At 71.2% G+C, this 16,615-nt stretch carries 14 protein-coding genes; 7 read left to right on the forward strand and 7 right to left on the reverse strand.

The features are described from left to right. The first annotated feature begins 348 nt into the window (after positions 1-348). Positions 349-1,656 (forward strand): hypothetical protein, encoded by a 1,308-nt coding sequence (locus BMW88_RS27295; protein ID WP_177221371.1) that lies wholly within the window; start codon positions 349-351, stop codon positions 1,654-1,656. An 81-nt stretch (positions 1,657-1,737) separates the two neighbouring features. On the opposite strand, the gene BMW88_RS27300 is transcribed toward BMW88_RS27295, so the two are convergent. Continuing rightward, positions 1,738-2,670 carry an endonuclease/exonuclease/phosphatase family protein gene (locus tag BMW88_RS27300; protein ID WP_089955630.1) on the reverse strand — a complete coding sequence of 311 codons (933 nt, stop codon included), beginning with the start codon at positions 2,668-2,670 and terminating at the stop codon, positions 1,738-1,740. 330 nt (positions 2,671-3,000) lie between these two features. Here BMW88_RS27300 and BMW88_RS27305 point away from each other — a divergent pair, with 330 nt between their 5' ends. Then, positions 3,001-3,906, forward strand: coding sequence for a hypothetical protein (locus BMW88_RS27305; RefSeq protein ID WP_089955632.1), 906 nt, complete (start codon positions 3,001-3,003; stop codon positions 3,904-3,906). A 20-nt stretch (positions 3,907-3,926) separates the two neighbouring features. On the opposite strand, the gene BMW88_RS27310 is transcribed toward BMW88_RS27305, so the two are convergent. Then, the gene (locus BMW88_RS27310; protein WP_245778080.1) at positions 3,927-4,907 is read right to left on the reverse strand and encodes a DUF5937 family protein; all 981 of its coding nucleotides are present in this window, start codon (positions 4,905-4,907) and stop codon (positions 3,927-3,929) included. A gap of 64 nt (positions 4,908-4,971) precedes the next feature. Here BMW88_RS27310 and BMW88_RS27315 point away from each other — a divergent pair, with 64 nt between their 5' ends. Both BMW88_RS27315 and BMW88_RS27320 read left to right on the forward strand, forming a co-directional pair. Further along, on the forward strand, positions 4,972-6,195 hold the full coding sequence (locus BMW88_RS27315) for an MFS transporter (RefSeq protein ID WP_089955634.1): 1,224 nt from the start codon (positions 4,972-4,974) through the stop codon (positions 6,193-6,195). Further along, complete coding sequence (locus BMW88_RS27320; RefSeq protein ID WP_089955637.1) at positions 6,192-6,866, forward strand: class I SAM-dependent methyltransferase; 675 nt, start codon at positions 6,192-6,194, stop codon at positions 6,864-6,866. Before BMW88_RS27315 ends, BMW88_RS27320 begins: the two co-directional genes overlap by 4 nt. Here the strand turns inward: BMW88_RS27320 and BMW88_RS27325 are convergent. The 3 genes from BMW88_RS27325 to BMW88_RS27335 form a co-directional block, all read right to left on the reverse strand. Then, positions 6,808-8,001 carry a cytochrome P450 gene (locus tag BMW88_RS27325; RefSeq protein ID WP_089955640.1) on the reverse strand — a complete coding sequence of 398 codons (1,194 nt, stop codon included), beginning with the start codon at positions 7,999-8,001 and terminating at the stop codon, positions 6,808-6,810. The two genes, BMW88_RS27320 and BMW88_RS27325, sit on opposite strands and share 59 nt — an antisense overlap. A gap of 164 nt (positions 8,002-8,165) precedes the next feature. Continuing rightward, the gene (locus BMW88_RS27330; RefSeq protein WP_089955643.1) at positions 8,166-9,146 is read right to left on the reverse strand and encodes an aspartyl/asparaginyl beta-hydroxylase domain-containing protein; all 981 of its coding nucleotides are present in this window, start codon (positions 9,144-9,146) and stop codon (positions 8,166-8,168) included. Positions 9,147-9,411: 265 nt separating this feature from the next. Beyond that, positions 9,412-10,182 (reverse strand): GAF and ANTAR domain-containing protein, encoded by a 771-nt coding sequence (locus BMW88_RS27335; RefSeq protein ID WP_089955761.1) that lies wholly within the window; start codon positions 10,180-10,182, stop codon positions 9,412-9,414. Between the two features lie 303 nt (positions 10,183-10,485). Here BMW88_RS27335 and BMW88_RS27340 point away from each other — a divergent pair, with 303 nt between their 5' ends. Continuing rightward, complete coding sequence (locus BMW88_RS27340) at positions 10,486-11,208, forward strand: GAF and ANTAR domain-containing protein (RefSeq protein ID WP_089955645.1); 723 nt, start codon at positions 10,486-10,488, stop codon at positions 11,206-11,208. A 5-nt stretch (positions 11,209-11,213) separates the two neighbouring features. Beyond that, positions 11,214-12,683, forward strand: coding sequence for a PP2C family protein-serine/threonine phosphatase (locus BMW88_RS27345; protein ID WP_089955648.1), 1,470 nt, complete (start codon positions 11,214-11,216; stop codon positions 12,681-12,683). A 39-nt stretch (positions 12,684-12,722) separates the two neighbouring features. Here BMW88_RS27345 and BMW88_RS27350 read toward each other — a convergent pair whose 3' ends face one another. After that, positions 12,723-12,953, reverse strand: coding sequence for a hypothetical protein (locus tag BMW88_RS27350; protein WP_089955651.1), 231 nt, complete (start codon positions 12,951-12,953; stop codon positions 12,723-12,725). Positions 12,954-13,353: 400 nt separating this feature from the next. Between BMW88_RS27350 and BMW88_RS27355 the strand changes: the two genes are divergently transcribed. Further along, positions 13,354-14,547 carry a carboxylate-amine ligase gene (locus BMW88_RS27355; RefSeq protein WP_281249449.1) on the forward strand — a complete coding sequence of 398 codons (1,194 nt, stop codon included), beginning with the start codon at positions 13,354-13,356 and terminating at the stop codon, positions 14,545-14,547. 188 nt (positions 14,548-14,735) lie between these two features. Here the strand turns inward: BMW88_RS27355 and BMW88_RS27360 are convergent, their stop codons facing one another. Continuing rightward, a complete protein-coding gene (locus tag BMW88_RS27360; protein ID WP_089955652.1) occupies positions 14,736-16,514 on the reverse strand; it encodes an N-acetylglutaminylglutamine amidotransferase in 1,779 nt (592 codons plus the stop codon). Positions 16,515-16,615 lie beyond the last annotated feature (101 nt).

Genomic DNA, 16,615 nt, shown 5'->3' on the forward strand with positions numbered 1-16,615 from the left:
GTCCGGGAACGACGTCCCTGATCAGGTGTCTCCGGCAGCGGTGCAGGCGTAGCGCTTGTCGCCCAACCGGCTACCGAACCGCCAACAGGTTTTCCGGCTCCCGGCGCGGCTACTCCAAACGGCGTAGCCCGGCGTTCTGTTGGAGAGGGGAGGTGTGCTTCTGCGGAACGCCCCGGCTCGATGGTAGGCGGCAAGATCGACATCCCGGGTCATCCGCGACGGCGCGTCGCTGATCTCAGGATGCCGTCCCCGCCACCGCAAACGCCTCGCGTGGAGGCACGGCGGTCCCGCCCCTGGCGTCCGGCTCGTCTCCACGTCCGCGAATGTTGTTGTCAAGAAAGGAAGACCATGCGCAAGAAAGTCAAAGGCGGCCTCCTGGCCGCTGCCATGGCCGGTGGCCTCGTCCTGACGTGCGGCTCGCCCGCGAGTGCCGACGTCGACGCGTTCCGCTCCTTCTGGTCCGGTGGCCCTGGGCATCCGGTGAACGCGGAGCTGCTCGACCACTACGCCGAGGCGTCGGCGGTGGCCGGTCATGGCGCGCCTTCCGGCGAGGGCGGTGACGCCGTCAGTCACAACAACGCCGAGTCCGGTGACTCCGGCGACTCCGGTGACTCCCACGACGCCGATGACAACTCGCCCTGGGTGATGTGCGTCCAGCACACCTGTCTGACCAGCGAGGACTCCGGCGACTCCGGCGACACCTCCACTGGTGACACTGGCAACGCGCTCAACAACAGTGCCACCAATGGTGGTGACACGGGTAACGGCGGCAATGGCGGCAACGCGGCTGCCGCAGCGGAGAACTCCGCCGCGCTCACCTCGGACGACGACGAGGACGAGCACAAGGGCGGCGACGAGGACAGCGACGACAACGACGACCACGACGACGAAGACAACGACAGCGACGACAACGACGATCACGACGACGAAGACAACGACAGCGACGACAGCGACACGCACGTCGACGCTGACGCTGACGCCGAGGCGACCGCGGTGGGCGGGCACGGTGCGCCTTCCGGTGAAGGTGGCGACGCTTCCAGCGACAACGACGCGGAGTCGGGTGACTCCGGTGACTCGGGTGACTCGGGCGACACCGGGCACAACTCGGCGATGGTGATGTGCGTGCAGGCCACGTGTGTGACCGGCACGAGCTCCGGCGACTCGGGTGACACCTCGACCGGTGACACCGGCAACGCGGCGAACAACAGCGTTACCAACGGTGGTGACACCGGCAACGGCGGCCACGGCGGCAACGCGGCGGCTGCGGCGGAGAACTGGACCGGCGTCCACTCCGGCGACGACAACGACACGAACGTCGACGCTGACGCCGAGGCGACCGCGGTGGGCGGGCACGGTGCGCCTTCCGGTGAAGGTGGCGACGCTTCCAGCGACAACGACGCGGAGTCGGGTGACTCCGGTGACTCGGGTGACTCGGGCGACACCGGGCACAACTCGGCGATGGTGATGTGCGTGCAGGCCCACTGCGTGACCGGCACGAGCTCCGGCGACTCGGGTGACACCTGGACCGGTGACACCGGCGACGCCGCGAACAACAGCGCCACCAACGGTGGCGACACCGGCAACGGCGGCCACGGCGGCGACGCCGACGCGTGGGCTTCGAACGCCGGTGACGTGGGCGAGGGGGACGACGACTGATCGCAGTCCACTGAGCTGATCATCCTGCGGAACGGGTGGGATCGGGTTCTCCGATCCCACCCGTTGTGCGTGTCCGGCCGATCACGGCTTGGTCAGGCGGACCAGGAACCCGTCGTGGTCGGTGTGGGCCAGGCCGTACCTCGTGGTGCCGGCGAACGCGAGGTCGTTGGAGAACACCACGTGCTGCACGTCGCCGTCACCCTTGCGGGTGTGGCCGGGTGGGACGCAGTTCTGCGCGTTCTCCGGGTCGGCGGTGTCGTACTCCAGGTTGAAGTCGCCACCGACGACCGTCTTGCCGCTCACCGCCTCGACGGACCTGATGTGCGGGACCGCGTCGAACAACAGGGCCCGGCACTGGGCGAGGGCGACCGGCTCGCTGCTCGCCGACAGGTGTGTCGCGCAGCCCAGGTGGTGGCCGACGGCGTACGCGCACACGAACGTGCGTTGTTCGTTGCCGCCGTCTTGGGTCGTGTACCTGCCGCTCCACGCGTTCACGCCCCGGAAGCTCGCGGCGGGCACGCGCCCGAGCACGGCGTTGCCGAAGTCCTGGCCGTTGGCGCACTTCACCGGTGTGCCGGTGTCCCGTCTGATCGCCGGCGCGAACACGTGGTACACCCGGTCGCCCGGCCACGCCTCCGCCATGGACGGCGTGAGGCGGTCCGGCAGGTCGTTGGCGCAGATCTCGTTGAGCGTCACCATGTCCGGGCGCACGCGGCGGATCAGGTCGGCGGCCTCGGCGATCGACCGGCCCTGGGAGTAGCAGTCGACCCCGGGCACCCCGCTGTTGCACAGGTTCAGCTGGAGCTCCCAGAACCGGTCGGCGGCCGTCCCGGGCGCCGGCGGACCGCCGCGGACCGCGGCCTCCTCCGCCGGAGGCGCCACCACCGCGGTGATCCGCGCGTACTCGACCGGTGCGCTCCCGCCCTCCTGAGCGGCGACCGCGCCCGGCGGGGGAGCCACCACGCTCGCCAGCACCGCCAGTCCCACCGTTGCGAACGTCAGCTTCGTCTTCACGCCAGTCCGTCCATTCGTCGGCCGAGCCACCAGCATCCCGGCACCGCCGGCGGAGCACGGGTGGTTTCCGCGCGATTGGGCCACCGGGACCACAGACGTGCCGGTCGCGTTGTTCGTGAATCCTTGACGGCCAAACGAACCCTTGTAGACTCGAATGAGTAAGTGATCGACTACGCACAGTGAGAGCCTGGGGGCTCTCGCCTTCTTCCGAGGGTCACCCGGTCCCGCGCCGCCGTCGCGGCCGGTTGCCGTGGTGCACGCAGATTGGAGACGAGCGGCTGAGCCGGCTCACCAGCGTTTTCTGATGTCATCGGAGTGTTGGGGGTTTCGATGTCAGGCAATGTGGTGCCGTTGGCGGGCGGACGGCAGCGGGTGGGGATCGCCTCGCTGGTGCTGTCCGGCTCGCCGCGGCGGAGCGGGGTGGACGAGGAGCACGTCCGCACTCTGGCGAGCACGGACGACCCGTTGCCCGCGATCACCGTCCACCGCTCGACCATGCGCGTGCTGGACGGGGCGCACCGCGTGCACGCCGCGCTCCTGCGCGGGGAGACCCACATCGACGTCGTGTTCTACGACGGGAACGAGGCGGACGCGTTCGTCCTGGCCGTGAAGTCCAACGTGCGGCACGGGCTTCCGCTGTCGGCCGAGGACCGGATCAGAGCCGCGGAACGGATCATCGCCTCGCACCCGGACTGGTCGGACCGCGGCATCGCGTCGGTGTCGGGGCTCGCGGCCAAGACCGTGGCGGCGGTCCGGCAACGGGTCTCGCCGGAGGGCCGGCGGAGCAGAACGGGTCGCGACGGCAAGGTCCGGCCGATCAACTCCGCCGACGGGCGCCGGCGTGCCTCGCGCTTGATCAGCGAGAACCCCGGCATGTCGCTGCGCGAGATCGCCGAGAGCGCCGGCATCGCCCCGGCGACCGCGCGGGACGTCCGGGAGAGGATGCGCGCGGGCGAGGACCCGGTTCCGCCGCAGCAGCGCCGTCGCGCGGCCGTGCCACCGGTGACCCCGCCCGACCTGCGCAGCCTGCGGCGCGACCCGTCGTTGCGGTTCAGCGAGGCCGGCCGGGTGATCCTGCGGTTGATGGACACGCACACGATCACGGCCGACGGCTGGCAGCAGCTCGCGGACAGCGTTCCGTCGCATTGCGCCGACGCGGTGGCCGACTTGGCGCGCCTCAGCGCCGAGGCGTTGCAGGGGTTCGCGCATCAGGTGCGGCGGCGCAAGTCGCGGTGAGGCAGTGCTGTACCGGCGTGTCAGCCGTGGCACAGCGCCGTGCCCAGCGCGGTGCGCCGGTACAGCACCGCGTAGCTCACCCGGTGGGACGTGACCAGACCTGCGTCCCGCAACGCCGCCAGGTGTGCCGACGCGGTGGCGGCACTGACGCCGTGCTGCCTCGCCAGCGCCGTGGTGGACACCGGGTCGTCCAGGCCCAGCAACAGCTCCGCCCTCGTGCGGCCGATCAACCGGTGCAGTGCCTCGCCGGAGCGGGGCGGGGGCTGGTGCCACAGGTCCGCGATGCCTCGCGCGGGGTAGATCAGCGTCGGCTGCCACGGCGGTTCCACCACCACGGTGAGCGCGGGCCAGACGAACGCGCTCGGCATCAGCAGCAGACCCTGCCCGCCCAGGCTCTTCGTCAGGCGGTACGGGGCCGCGACCCGCAAAGTGCTTTCGTGCCAGTGGACCGAGGCGTGCAGGTCCTTGATCAACCGGCGCAGCCCGCCGTCCGCGAGCTGGCGCGACCGGACCGCGATGTCGTTGTCGAGCAGGTCGCGCAGCCGCGGCCACTGGTCGGCGAGCAACGCCGTCCAGCAGGTGCGCAGCAGGGCCACGAGCTCCCGCAGCGCCTTCGCCGGGTCGTCGAGCAGCCTGCGTGCGACCTCCGGCCGCACCCGAACCGGTCGCCTGCCGGCGAGGCTGTCGTGCAGCTCGCGTGCGACCTGCTCCAGCGGCGTGGCGGCGACGCGGTCGAGCTCGGCGGTCACGTCGTCGAGCGGGCCCGCCGGTGGTGGCGTGAGGAAGTCCGGCGTGTAGCCGGAGCTCGGCAGCAGCGCGATCAGCGGTGCGAGGTCGGCGTCGGAGAGACGGCCGTGCACCTTGCGCAGCCACGGCAGGTGGTAGGCCTGGCGGCGGGGATCGGCGAGCGTGCGCACGGCCGCGACCGTCTCCCACAGCGGGGAGAGGGCGAAACGGCAGCGCAGGAGGTCTTCGGTGCCGACCCGCAGTTCCACGGTCACGAACTGATTCGACCACAACCTAATCAGTTGGGCGAGGGAACCGCCGCCCGCGAAGCTGCCCGCCATGACGACGAGACAGGCCGGGCCCGGCGCGCCGACGTACGGCCGCATCCTGGCGATGCCGGAGTTCCGCGCGATCTTCCTGGCGCAGCTCATCGCCACCCTCGGCAACGTCATCGCCCAGATCACCCTGTCCGTGCTCGTCTACCAGCGCAGCGGGTCGCCGTTGCTGTCGGCGCTCACGTTCGCGCTCGGCTTCGCCCCCTACCTGCTCGGTGCGAGCCTCGTGTCCGCGGTGGCGGACCGGTACCCGTCCCGGCGGGTGCTCGTCGCGTGCGAGGTCGTCAGCTGCGCCGTCGTGGCGGTGATGGCGGTGCCCGGGATGCCGATCCCGGTGTTGCTCGGCCTGCTGCTCGTGCTCGGCACGGTCGCGCCGGTCTTCCAGGGCACGCGAGCGGCGAGCCTGCCCGAGGTGCTCTCCGGAGCGGGGTACGCGCTCGGCCGGTCGCTGTTGCGCATGGTGTCGCAGACGACCCAGATCGCCGGGTTCGGCGTCGGCGGGGTGGTGCTGATCTTCCTCTCACCGTCGCAGGCACTGCTGATCCCGGTCGCCGGGTTCGCGGCCTCGGCGTTGCTGCTGCGCTTCGGCACCCGGCCGCGGCCGGCGCGCCAGGCGGTGGCGAGCGCCTCGATCGCACGGGCATCGCTGTCGGGCGTGCGCGAGGTGTTCGCGGTGAAGGGCTTGCGGCCCCTGCTGTTCATGACGTGGCTGCCGCCGATGTTCGCGGTCGCGCCGGAGGCTCTGGCCGCACCCTACGCCGCGCAGTCCGGCGGCGGGTCCACCGCGCTGGTCGGCTTGCTGCTGTGCGCCGCGCCGCTGGGTTCCGTGGTGGGCGAGGTGCTCTCCGGCACGCTTCTGCGGCCCGCGCAACGGGTGCGGTGGGTCGTTCCCGTCGCGGCCGTCATGTTCGTGCCGTTGCTGGGCTTCGCCCTGCAGCCGCGGCCGCTCGTCGCGGCCGGGCTGATGTTCCTGTGCGGACTCGGCTTCACCTACGCCATGGGACTCGACCAGCGCACGCTCGACGTCGTGCCGGAAACCCTGCGGGGCCGGGCGCTGACCGTGACGACGGCCGGGCTGATGGTGGGCCAGGGCGTCGGTTTCGCCGCGGCGGGTGCGGCCGCGGAGTTCCTGCCCGCGCACGTCGTCGTGCTGTCCGCCGGTGTCGCCGGACTGGCGACGCTGGTGCTGTGCGGGCCCGCGATCTCGACGAAACGGAGTGCGGAATGAGGCTGTGCACCGGAAGCGCGACGGACGGTTCGCCGATCGCGCCCGACGGCAGTCCCGTCGGGCTCTACCGGATGCTGCCACCGGGGCGGGAACCGGAGATCATCACCGCGGTGTCGCCGCCGGGAGCGTGCGTTCTCGAGCTGGGCTGCGGCGCGGGACGGATCACCCACGCGCTGGTCGCCGCGGGCCATCCCGTGGTCGCCGTCGACCAAAGCGCGGACATGCTCGAACACGTGCGGGACGCGCGAACCGTGTTGTCCGACATCGAGTCCCTCGACCTCGGCGAACGGTTCCCCGTGGTCACGCTCGGCAGTTGCCTCGTCAACATGCCGGAGCTGGGCGAGGCGTTCCTGGACACCTGCCGCCGGCACGTCGACGACGACGGCATCGTGCTCGTCCAGCGCACCTCACCGCAGTGGGCGAGGTCCCTGCGCGCCGGGACCCGGCTGCGCGTCGGCCCGTTCGACGTCCTGATCACCGAAGCGCGCGTCGAGGACGGCCTGCTCACCGCGACGCAGGAGTGCACGGACGGCACGACCACGTGGACGCACTCGTGGACCGACATCGTCTTCGAGGACGGGGAGTTCGAGGAGCTGGTGACCGGTCGCGGGTTCAGCTCGCCGCGGTGGACAGCCGAGGAGTGGGCGTTGCTGCGGCCGTCGCCCCGCTGACCGGCAGCTCGCGCAGTCCGCGCAACGTCGCGTGCGGCCAGTGGACGGCTTCGCCGCACAGCCGGAGGCCGGGAACCCGGCGCAGCAGCGCGGAAAGCCCGACCGAGCAGGTGAGCCGGGCGAGCGAGGCGCCGACGCAGGCGTGCGGGCCCCAGCCGAAACCGAGGTTGTGGTTCGGCGACCGGGTGAGGTCGAGCCGGTCGGGATCCGGGAACCGCGCGGGGTCCCGGTTCGCGGCGGCGACGAGCAGGATCAGGTCGCTGCCCCTGCGCAACGTCCGGCCGCGCAGCTCGACGTCCCGCGCCACCACCCGTGCCACGGCCTGGACAGGACCCGAGTGGCGCAGCAGCTCCTTGACCGCGTCGTCGGAGACACCGTTGTGCCGCAACCGGTCCCAGTCGCCGGGGGAGCGCAGCAGCGCGAGCACCGACGACGACACGAACCGGCTGGACGGCGCGTACCCGGCGTGCAGCATCACCCGCAGGGTGTTCGCGACCATGTCGCGGGACAACGACTCCGCGGCCCCCATCCTGGCCAGGTCGGCGAGCAGGCCGGTCTCCGGCCCGGCGTCGATCCAGCCGGAGATCGCGCCGCTCAGCGCGTCGCGCGCCCGCGTGCCCGGTGGCGCCGCGGCAGGCGTCAAGCCGGAGTCCATGGCGGCCACGATCGCCTCCGACCAGCCGACGACCTCGTCCTCGTCGGTCAGCGGGATCCCGAACAGCAACGCCGACGCGGCGAACGCGAGCGGTGCCGCGTACTCGGAGACCAGGTCGAACGGACCCCCACCGACCAGCCCGCCGAGCAGCTCGTCGGCGTAGCGGTCGAGGCGCTCGCGGATGGCCGGGAAGTCCTGGTGGCGGTAGGCGTCCGTGAGGACCTTGTGCACCACACCGTGGTCCGGCGGGTCGAGGGTCTGGATGCTCAGGTAGTTCTCCGGGATGTCGATGCCGGCCCGGCGCCAGTCCGACGAGTAGACCTCCGGCGTCGTGAGGACGTGGTGGCAGTCGTCGTAGCGGGTCAGCACCCATGCCTGCAACCGCTCGTACCAGTGGACCGGATCCGCGGCGCGCAGCTCGTGGTACATCGGGTGCGGGTCGAGCAGGGTCGTCTCGTCGAGCGGGCGGAACAGGTCCATTTGCCACTTCCTGTGGTGTGCGGGTCCGACAACGCCGTGCTTGCGGCGCAGGGGCGGGCCGCGCTCGGCCCGCCCCTGCGGTCACCTGTGTTCCTTTCAGTGGAGGTAACGCATGGGTGCACCCCCTTTTCCCTCGCTGGATCGGGTGGTCCGGATCCGGCGGATCAGACCTGGGCCGGTCGCGTCACCTCGCGGCGCCGACGGCCCCGGCGCGTGTAGAAGGTGACCTCGGGCGTGTCGCCGAACAGGTTCAGCGCGAGACCGCGCTCCTCGGTCCACCCCTGCAGCAGGAATTCCGCGCCACCGACGTTGACGAGACCGACCGGTGGTTCCCCGTCGATTTCGAGGAGCAGCCTGCCGTCTTTCTCGGTGACCCTGGCCGGGTGGTCGGGTGCACCGTTCTCGGCGGCCGGGGAATCGAGCTGCAGAAACCACGCGGGAACCGCGGTCCGGCAGTGGAAATCGGCCAGTTCGCGCGGCAGGAGCGCGATTTCCGGCCGCGTGAACGCGACAGCGCTGCGCGGGATCGCGCTCTGGAACGGCTCGGGGTAGAGCGCCAGCAACTCCGGCGTGACCTGGCAGTCGACCACCAGGTGGACGCGGGCGTCGGTGCCGGTGTTGACCAGGCTGTGCGGCCGGCTGAAGTCGCCGTACCAGAGCGTGCCCGGTTGCCACCGGTGCTCGACACCCCCGACCGTGAGCACCGCGCCGTCGTTGGTGACGATCGGCACGTGCAGCCGCACGAAGCCGTAGTCCAGGCCGGTCGGCGTGTCCACGTGCTCGGGCACCCGCACGCCCGGCGCCAGCGACATCAGCCGCGCGCTGCGCAGAGGACACGGCAGCGAGGCGAGCACCTCGGCGAGGTACGGCGTCTGCCCGGCCAGGGGGGTCGGACCGAAGTCGTCGGTGCCGGGACCGCCGGGATCGGTGCGCTCGGTGCGTCCCCCCGGCGCCCGCAGCGGGATGACCTTCCAGTTCTCCGGCGTCGCCGTGACCGTCTGGCCCCTGTCGGCGAGCGTGCGCTGAGTCCCCCAGGAATCCGCGGTGATCCGGGCGAGGTCTGCCCGCAGTTCCTCCGCGTCGAACTCGCGGTCCAACCGGATCGCTTCCGGAAGCTCTTTGATCGGGTTGGGGATTCGTGTCATGAATTCACCTCGCTGGCCGGGTGCTGCAATCGAGCATTGAGGTTTTCAGGAGTTCCTGTCAACACCGCCGCAGGCCACTTGTCGCGCATTGGTGAACGTGGTAATTCCGGTTGTCCTGACCTGTTCGGCCGGGTGTTCAACCGGGTAGGTCCGCGGTTGAACGCAGGAACGCGGAACGCGCCATGTCCGTCCCGGCAGGACGGACGTGGCGCGCTCCGCGGTGACTCGGGTCAAGACAGGGCAGGCCGACGCGATCCGGCGCCCGTCACGCGTCTTGCCCGGAACCGTTCTGTTCCGGGGCGGGCTGACCGATGATGGTGGCGATGAACCGTTCTGCCAGCGCGTGGAGCTTGACGTTCTCGCGCTGCGACTGCTCGGCGAGCATGCGGAAGGCTTCGTCGGCGGTGATTCCGTGCACGGCCATGAGAACACCTTTGGCCTGGTCGATCACGGCGCGCGTCGTCAGTGCGGCGCGGAGCTGCCCGGCGAGCCGGAACGCCCGCAGGTACATGCTGTGGCTGCGCAGGGCCGTTTCCACGGCGGTGGTGTAGAGCGCCAGCAGCGGAGCGTCCAGCTCCCGGAAACCGTGGTCCTGCTTGGAGTAGCCGTTGATCGCACCGGAGTGCTTGTCGTCCACGGTCAGCGGCGCGGACAGGAAGCTGACCATCCCGGCGGCGCGGCACTCGGCGCCGAGAACGGGCCAGCGCTCTTCCACCTCGTCGATCGTCGCCCGCGCCACCCGGCCGGTCCTGGAGGCCTCCAGGCAAGGACCGTCGGCCAGGTCGTACTGCACTCCGTCCAGCCGGGCGACGAGGTCGCTCGTGCTCGCGGCGGTGAACGGCTTGCCGTCGTCGAGCAGGGTCACGGTCGCTTCGTCCAGCCCCGGCACCGCGCGTACGACCTGCTCGCACACCTGGTGCATCAGCTGCCGCAGGTCGTCCTCACGGCTGAGCGCCTCCGAAAGCCGCTCCAGCGCGGTGGTGATCTCGTCCAGGACGACAGGCAGCAGCGGATCCAGGTGCTTCGAAGCTGGCATGGTCGTCCCCTCGCCGAGTGACGGGAACTCCACGGCGAGGGCGCACGGCGGGTAGGTCCCGCCGGCTCTGGGCTGAACCGGACAAGTCGTGCGACGTCCGGTATCCCGTCCACCACAGATGTTTGTGGTGAGCGCCAGTTTTCGGCGCACGGAAGACCACAGACGACATCAGCTTAGCGCGGTCCGGCTTCTCCGGTGACGGCAGTGCCCGGTTTGACGTGGAACCTGCGGGGAAGCCCGGTGCACCGGTGCACGCCGTTCATCGGAGAAGGCAGCGAGCCGGCGCGGGAGGTGTGACTGCGGATGAACCACGACCTGCCGCTGGCGGACGAGCTGGCCGCCGTGTCCGCGCGGATGTCGGGTCTGTTGCTGTCCCGGGAAACGGTGGGCACGGCGTTGAGCCTGGTGACGTCCTTGGCCGGAGAAGCGCTTCCCGGCACCGCGGGAGCCGGTGTGACGTTGCTCGACGAGCAGGGCCGCAGAGCGACCGCGGCGGCCACCGATCCGATCGTCGACCACCTCGACGGGCTCCAGTACGAACTGGGGGAGGGGCCGTGCCTGCACGCGTGGGAACGGCGTCATGTGGTCAGGATCGACGACGTCGCCGGGGACGAGCGGTGGCCGCGCTGGATCGCTGCCGCCAGGAAGTCCGAGATGCGGTCGGCGTTGAGCGCACCGATGGTCGCCGGAGGCGACGCGCTGGGTGCCATCAAGGTGTACGGCCGCAGGCCGGGAGTCTTCGGGGAACGAGAGGAGTACCTGCTCACGATGTTCGCCGCGCAGTCCGCGATCCTGGTGGCCAACATGCGGTCGTTCGAGAACGCCAGAAGACTGAGCGAGGCGCTCACCGACGCGCTGCGCGGCCGCGATGTGATCAACATGGCCAAGGGGATCGTCATGGCCCGTGAACATGTCGACGAGGGGACCGCTTTCGCCGTGCTGGCGCGGCGCTCCCACGAGGAGAACAAGAAGCTGCGCGACTTGGCCGGCGCTCTCGTGCGCTCCACCGTCCGGCGCGACCGCTGATCGCCATGTCCTCCGATCAGCAAGCCTCGCAGGAAGATGAGCAGCGTCGCGCGCTGTGGCTCGCGTTCGGCCGGGCCGATCTGACGCTGGAGCAGTTGTGGACGCGGTACTTCGCCCTCGGCGGCGAGGCGGGCTTGGTCGAGGTCGAGGCGTACCTGCACGGCTTGATGCCGTTGCCCGCGGTGCAGCGGGACATGCTGGCGCACGCGATCAACGAGCGTCTTGACGAGCTCACCTGGCCGCACCGGGTGCCCTACACCTTCCCGGCCAGGCCCGGCCGCCCGCGGACCGGACCGCTGGCGAGTCTGGTGGACCTGCTCGACGGCATGCACCAGGCGCCACCGGAACAGCTCCCCGCCGCCGCGGCGCGCGCGGGCCGGGCGCTGGGACTGCGGATCGCGATCTACCTCGTCGACTACCAGCAGCAGGTGCTGCACCCGCTGGGCGGCCCGGACGACTGCGACCGCACTCCCGTGGGGGTGGACACGAGCCTGGCGGGGCGCGCCTTCCGCACGGTGCAGACGCTCGCCAGCACCACCGGCGGGCATCAGCGGTTGTGGGTTCCTCTGCTCGACGGGGTGGAACGCCTCGGCGTCCTGGACGTGACCCCGCCCGAGGGAACGGATCTGCAGGACCCGGACCTGCGCCTGCGGTGCCGCTGGCTGTCGGCCCTCATCGGCCATCTGGTCACCATCAGCACCAACTACGGCGATGGCCTGGACGCGGTTCGTCTGCAGCGGCAGCGGAGCCCGGCGGCGGACCTGATCTGGCAGCTGCTGCCCCCGCTCACGGCGGCGACCGACAACTTCGCCGTCGCCGGCGTGCTGGAGCCCTGCTACGAGGTCGGTGGCGACGCCTTCGACTACGCGTTGTCGCCGTCGACGGCGTCGCTCGCGATCTTCGACGCCGTCGGCCACACCCTGCGCGACGGGTTCGTCGCCGCGGCGGCACTGGCCGCCTGCCGCAGCAACCGCCGCGTGGGCCACGGCCTGTTCGACCAGGCAGGCGCCATCGACGAGACGATCACCGGCCAGTTCCCCGACGGCGCGTTCGCGACCGGTGTCCTCGCCGAGCTGGACCTGGGCAGCGGCCGCCTGCGCTACCTCAACGCCGGGCACCCGCCACCGCTGGTGCTGCGGTCCGGCAAAGTCGTCAAACGCCTCACCGGCGGACAACGGCCGCCGTTCGGGCTGGGGACCGGTGAGCTCACCATCGCCGAGGAGGTCCTGCAGCCCGATGACTGGCTCGTCCTGCACACCGACGGAGTCACGGAGGCCCGCGACGTGAACGGCGAGCTCTTCGGCGAGACCCGGCTGGCGGACTTCCTGGAACGGGAGGCCGCGGCCGGTCACCCACCGCCGGAGACGGCCCGGCGGCTGGTCAAGGCCCTGCTGGCGCACCAGAACGGCGCGCTGCGGGACGACGCCTCCGTCGTGCTGGCCCGGTGGATCAAGAGCGACGAGCTGGGGTTCTGAGCGCCACCGGCCGCCCGCACGCGCCGGAGGGGTGCTTGCTCAGCACGGCCGTGAGCGGTGCCGGCACGTGGCGTGCAGGCACGCACCGGCCATCAGCACCAGCGCGCCCCCGAAGACCAGCGTGAAGGTGGCCGTCCAGGCGCCGGCCACGATGCCGAGCACGCCGAGCAGGTCGACGGCCAGGCGGACGGGGCGGCGGTTCGCCCGCAGCCGCACGGTGTCGTCGACGGCGAGCCGGCGTTCGGTCTGCCGTTGCTCCGAGTGGTTCACGGTTCCCTTTCGTCGGCGGGCGGCAGGCGTACCGCAGCGGAGGGCTACCCGGCACAGCCTGCTTCACACGTCATCCGGTGATGTGCCGGTAGGCCCCGTGCCGCACGCGGTGGAGGAGCGGGTCGCCCCCGGCAGCCGGTTTAGCGCGCACGTGCGCAGCCGTTGGACCGTTCGTGGTCGTGATGACGGTTCCGGCGCACGTGGTGACCTTCGCGACGGGAGTCTCAAAAGGACGTACAGCGACGCAGATGACGTTTTGTGGACGTATACCAGGGAATACGACCAATGCCACTCGTGACGACGGGCGGTCGACCGCCGGTGAAGCAGGTGCCGGACCATCTCGGTGCTGTACGCGCCAAGGACAAGGCGGTGAGACGTGGAACAGGCACGTTCGTCCGATGTGTGGAGTCCGACTGTCGGTGTGGAGGAAGAATTCCTCCTGGTGCACCCCGTGACCGGGTTGCCGGTGAACCGGTCGGACGAGGTCGTCGCCGTCGCGCGGGAGTTCTTCGGGCTCGGCCTGGACTACGAGCTGACCATGGCGCAGGTGGAGACCAACACCCCGGTGTGCGGTGACGCCGAGCAGGTGCGGCATGAGCTGATCAGCACCCGCCGCGCGGTCGGGAAGGCCGCGCGCATGGCGGGCTGCCGGGCCATCGCGGTGGGTGCGCCGCCGCTGGGCGACGAGGTGGGCATGATCACGGACAGCCTGCGGTACCGGCGGCTGGCCCGCGAGTTCGGGGCGCTGGCAGCGCAACAGCTGATCTGCGGATGCCACGTGCACGTCGCCGTGCCCGACCGGGAGACCGCGGTCCAGGTCTGCAACCACGTGCGGCCGTGGCTGCCCGTGCTCGGCGCGATCGCGGCGAACTCCCCGTTCTCGCGGGGGAACGACACCGGTTTCGCGAGCTGGCGTTCGATGATCTGGTCGCGGTGGCCGGTGTCCGGTCCGCCGCCGTACTTCACGTCGTGGCAGCACTACGAGTCCGTGTGCGACACGGTGATCGAGGCGGGCACCGCGCTCGACCGCGGGTCGATCTACTGGGATGTCCGGCCGTCCGCTCACCTGCCGACCGTCGAGGTGCGCATCGCGGACGTCGCCGCGAGCGTCGACGAGGCGGTGCTGCTGGCTGCGCTCGTGCGCGCTTTGGTTGCCACGGCGGTGATGGACGTCGAACGCGGCGTGCTGGCCGTACCCGTTCCTCCCGAGATGCTGCGCCAGGCCTGCTGGCGGGCGGCCAGGGACGGGATCGCGGGCCGCGCCTGGGACGTGCTGTCCAGCCGGCTGCTGCCGGTGCGGCGGTTGCTGGACGACCTGGTGCGCCGCCTGCGACCCGTGCTCGACGCCAACGGTGATCTTCCGCTGGTGGAGCGTGGCCTGGAAGTGTTGCGGCGCAACGGAGGCGGCGCCGACCGCCAGCGCCGTGCCTGCGGTGGCGGAGTGGAGTCGTTGCTCGGCTTGCTCGATGTCGACGGGCCGGAGCGCTCGTCGGACGACAGCCTCGCCGCGGTGGGGATGTCCGGGGAGAGCGGGCATCGGGAACGACGGCGTGCCCGGACGGCGTTGCGGGGAGGCGTTGCCGGGCGGGCGTGAGGTCCCGCACGGCCGATGGCGGCGCCGAGTCCGGATCGCCCGCCGCGTGAGCCCTGAGGCGCGCGGCGGGCGATCTCGTGTGGCTCGCCGGACGGGCGTGGTGCCGCTGCCACCCACTCGGCCGCACCGACTCGGTCACCGGATCCCGGTGGACGCGGGCCGGTGCGGCCGCGGGCGAGTGGTGGCGCTCAGCCGATGCCGTGCTGCTGCAGCCACATCTCCAGCACACCGAGGTGCCACAGCGCGTTCCCGCCGGTCTTGGTGGTCTGGCCGTTCGGGTCGGCGAGCAGGGCGTCGACGTAGCCGGGGCGCAGCACGCCGCGCCGGCGGGCGGCGGGGGAGCTCAGGGCGGAGCGCAACAGGTCGAGGACCTCGCCGTCGAGCCGGGTCAGTGCGGGGACGGGGAAGTACCCCTTCGGCCGGTCGACCACGTCGACGGGCAGCACGTCACGCCCGATGTCCTTGAGGATCCCCTTGCCGCCCTGGGCGGACTTGAGCTCCGGCGGACACGCGGCGACCAGTTCGACCAAGTCCTGGTCGAGGAACGGCACGCGTGCCTCGACGCCCCAGGCCATCGCCATGTTGTCGACCCGCTTGACCGGGTCGTCGGGCATCAGCAGATGGGTGTCGGTGCGCAGCACGGCGTCCAGCGCCGTCTCCGCGCCGGGGGCGGCGAGGTGCCGGGCGATCAGGTCGCCGCTGACGTCGTGGCCGGGCAGCCGGTCCGGCTCGACGAGCCGCGCGAGCTCGTCGTGGCCGAGGTCGTGGAACGCGTCGCGGAACACCTCGGTCACGAGGTGCCGTGCCGCGGCGGCCGCGGGCTGGTGGTAGCGGTAGCCGGCGAACACCTCGTCGGCGCCCTGCCCGCACTGCACGACCTTGACGTGCCGGGAGACCTCGCGGCACACGAGGTGGAACGCGGTCACGTCGTGGCTGCCCATCGGCTCGCTCATCGACCCGACGGTGTGCTCGACCGCCGCGGCGATCTGCTCGTCGCCGATGCGAAGCTGGTGGTGGTCGGTGCCGAACTTCTGCGCGACGGCGTCGGAGTAGGCGAACTCGTCGCCGTCCACGCCGTCGCGGTCGGTGAACCCGATGCTGAAGGTGCTGGGCCGCTGTCCCTCCTCGGTGAGCAGGGCGACCAGGAGGCTGGAGTCGAGCCCGCCGGAGAGCAGCACGCCGACCTCGACGTCGGACACCGTGCGACGCCGCACCGCGACGCGCAACGCTTCGCGAACCGCGTCCTGCCAGTCCTGCGCCGTCCACTCCGCGTGCTCGGGCCGCCGCGTGTACGACGGCTGCCAGTAGACGTGGTCGCGGGGTGCGCGTCCCCGTTCGAGGACGCGCATCGTGGCGGGCGGCAGCTTGCGCACGCCGCGGAGGATCGTGTGCGGTGCCGGGACGATGGAGTGCCAGGTGAGGTAGTGGTGCAGGCCGACAGGGTCGAGCTCGGTGTCGACGCCGCCGCCGGCCAGCAGCGCGGGCAGCGTGGAGGCGAACCGCGTCCGCCCGCGCACCTCGGCGACGTAGAGGGGCTTGATGCCCAGCCGGTCCCTCACCAGCAGCACGCGGTCGCGCCGCCGGTCGACCAGCGCGATCGCGAACATGCCGACGAGGTGGTCGACGAACCGTTCGCCCCAGCGGTCGTAGGCCTTGAGGATCACCTCGGTGTCGCTTGTGGACGTGAAGCGGTACTGATCGGACAGTTCCGCGCGCAACTCCTGGTAGTTGTAGATGCACCCGTTGAACGCCACGGCGAGCCCGAGCTCGTCGTCGACCATGGGCTGGGTGCCGGCGTCGGACAGGTCGATGATGGACAGCCTCCGGTGTCCGAGCGCGACCCGGCCTTCTGACCAGTGGCCGGCGCCGTCCGGCCCCCGCGACCACAAGGATCGCGTCATGCGCTCCACCGCGCCGAGGTCAGGATCCGCCTGATCCGTCACCACCTCACCGGCGATACCACACATGACGTCCTCCTTGAGAGAGTTTCAGTTGACAAACGGCAAATACCCCGAACGTGGACGATCACGCGTGACGCGCGCGACTGCCGTGTGATCAAAAGCACGTT

It is taken from the genome of Lentzea xinjiangensis, from assembly GCF_900110955.1.
Classification (GTDB): Bacteria; Actinomycetota; Actinomycetes; order Mycobacteriales; family Pseudonocardiaceae; genus Lentzea; species Lentzea xinjiangensis.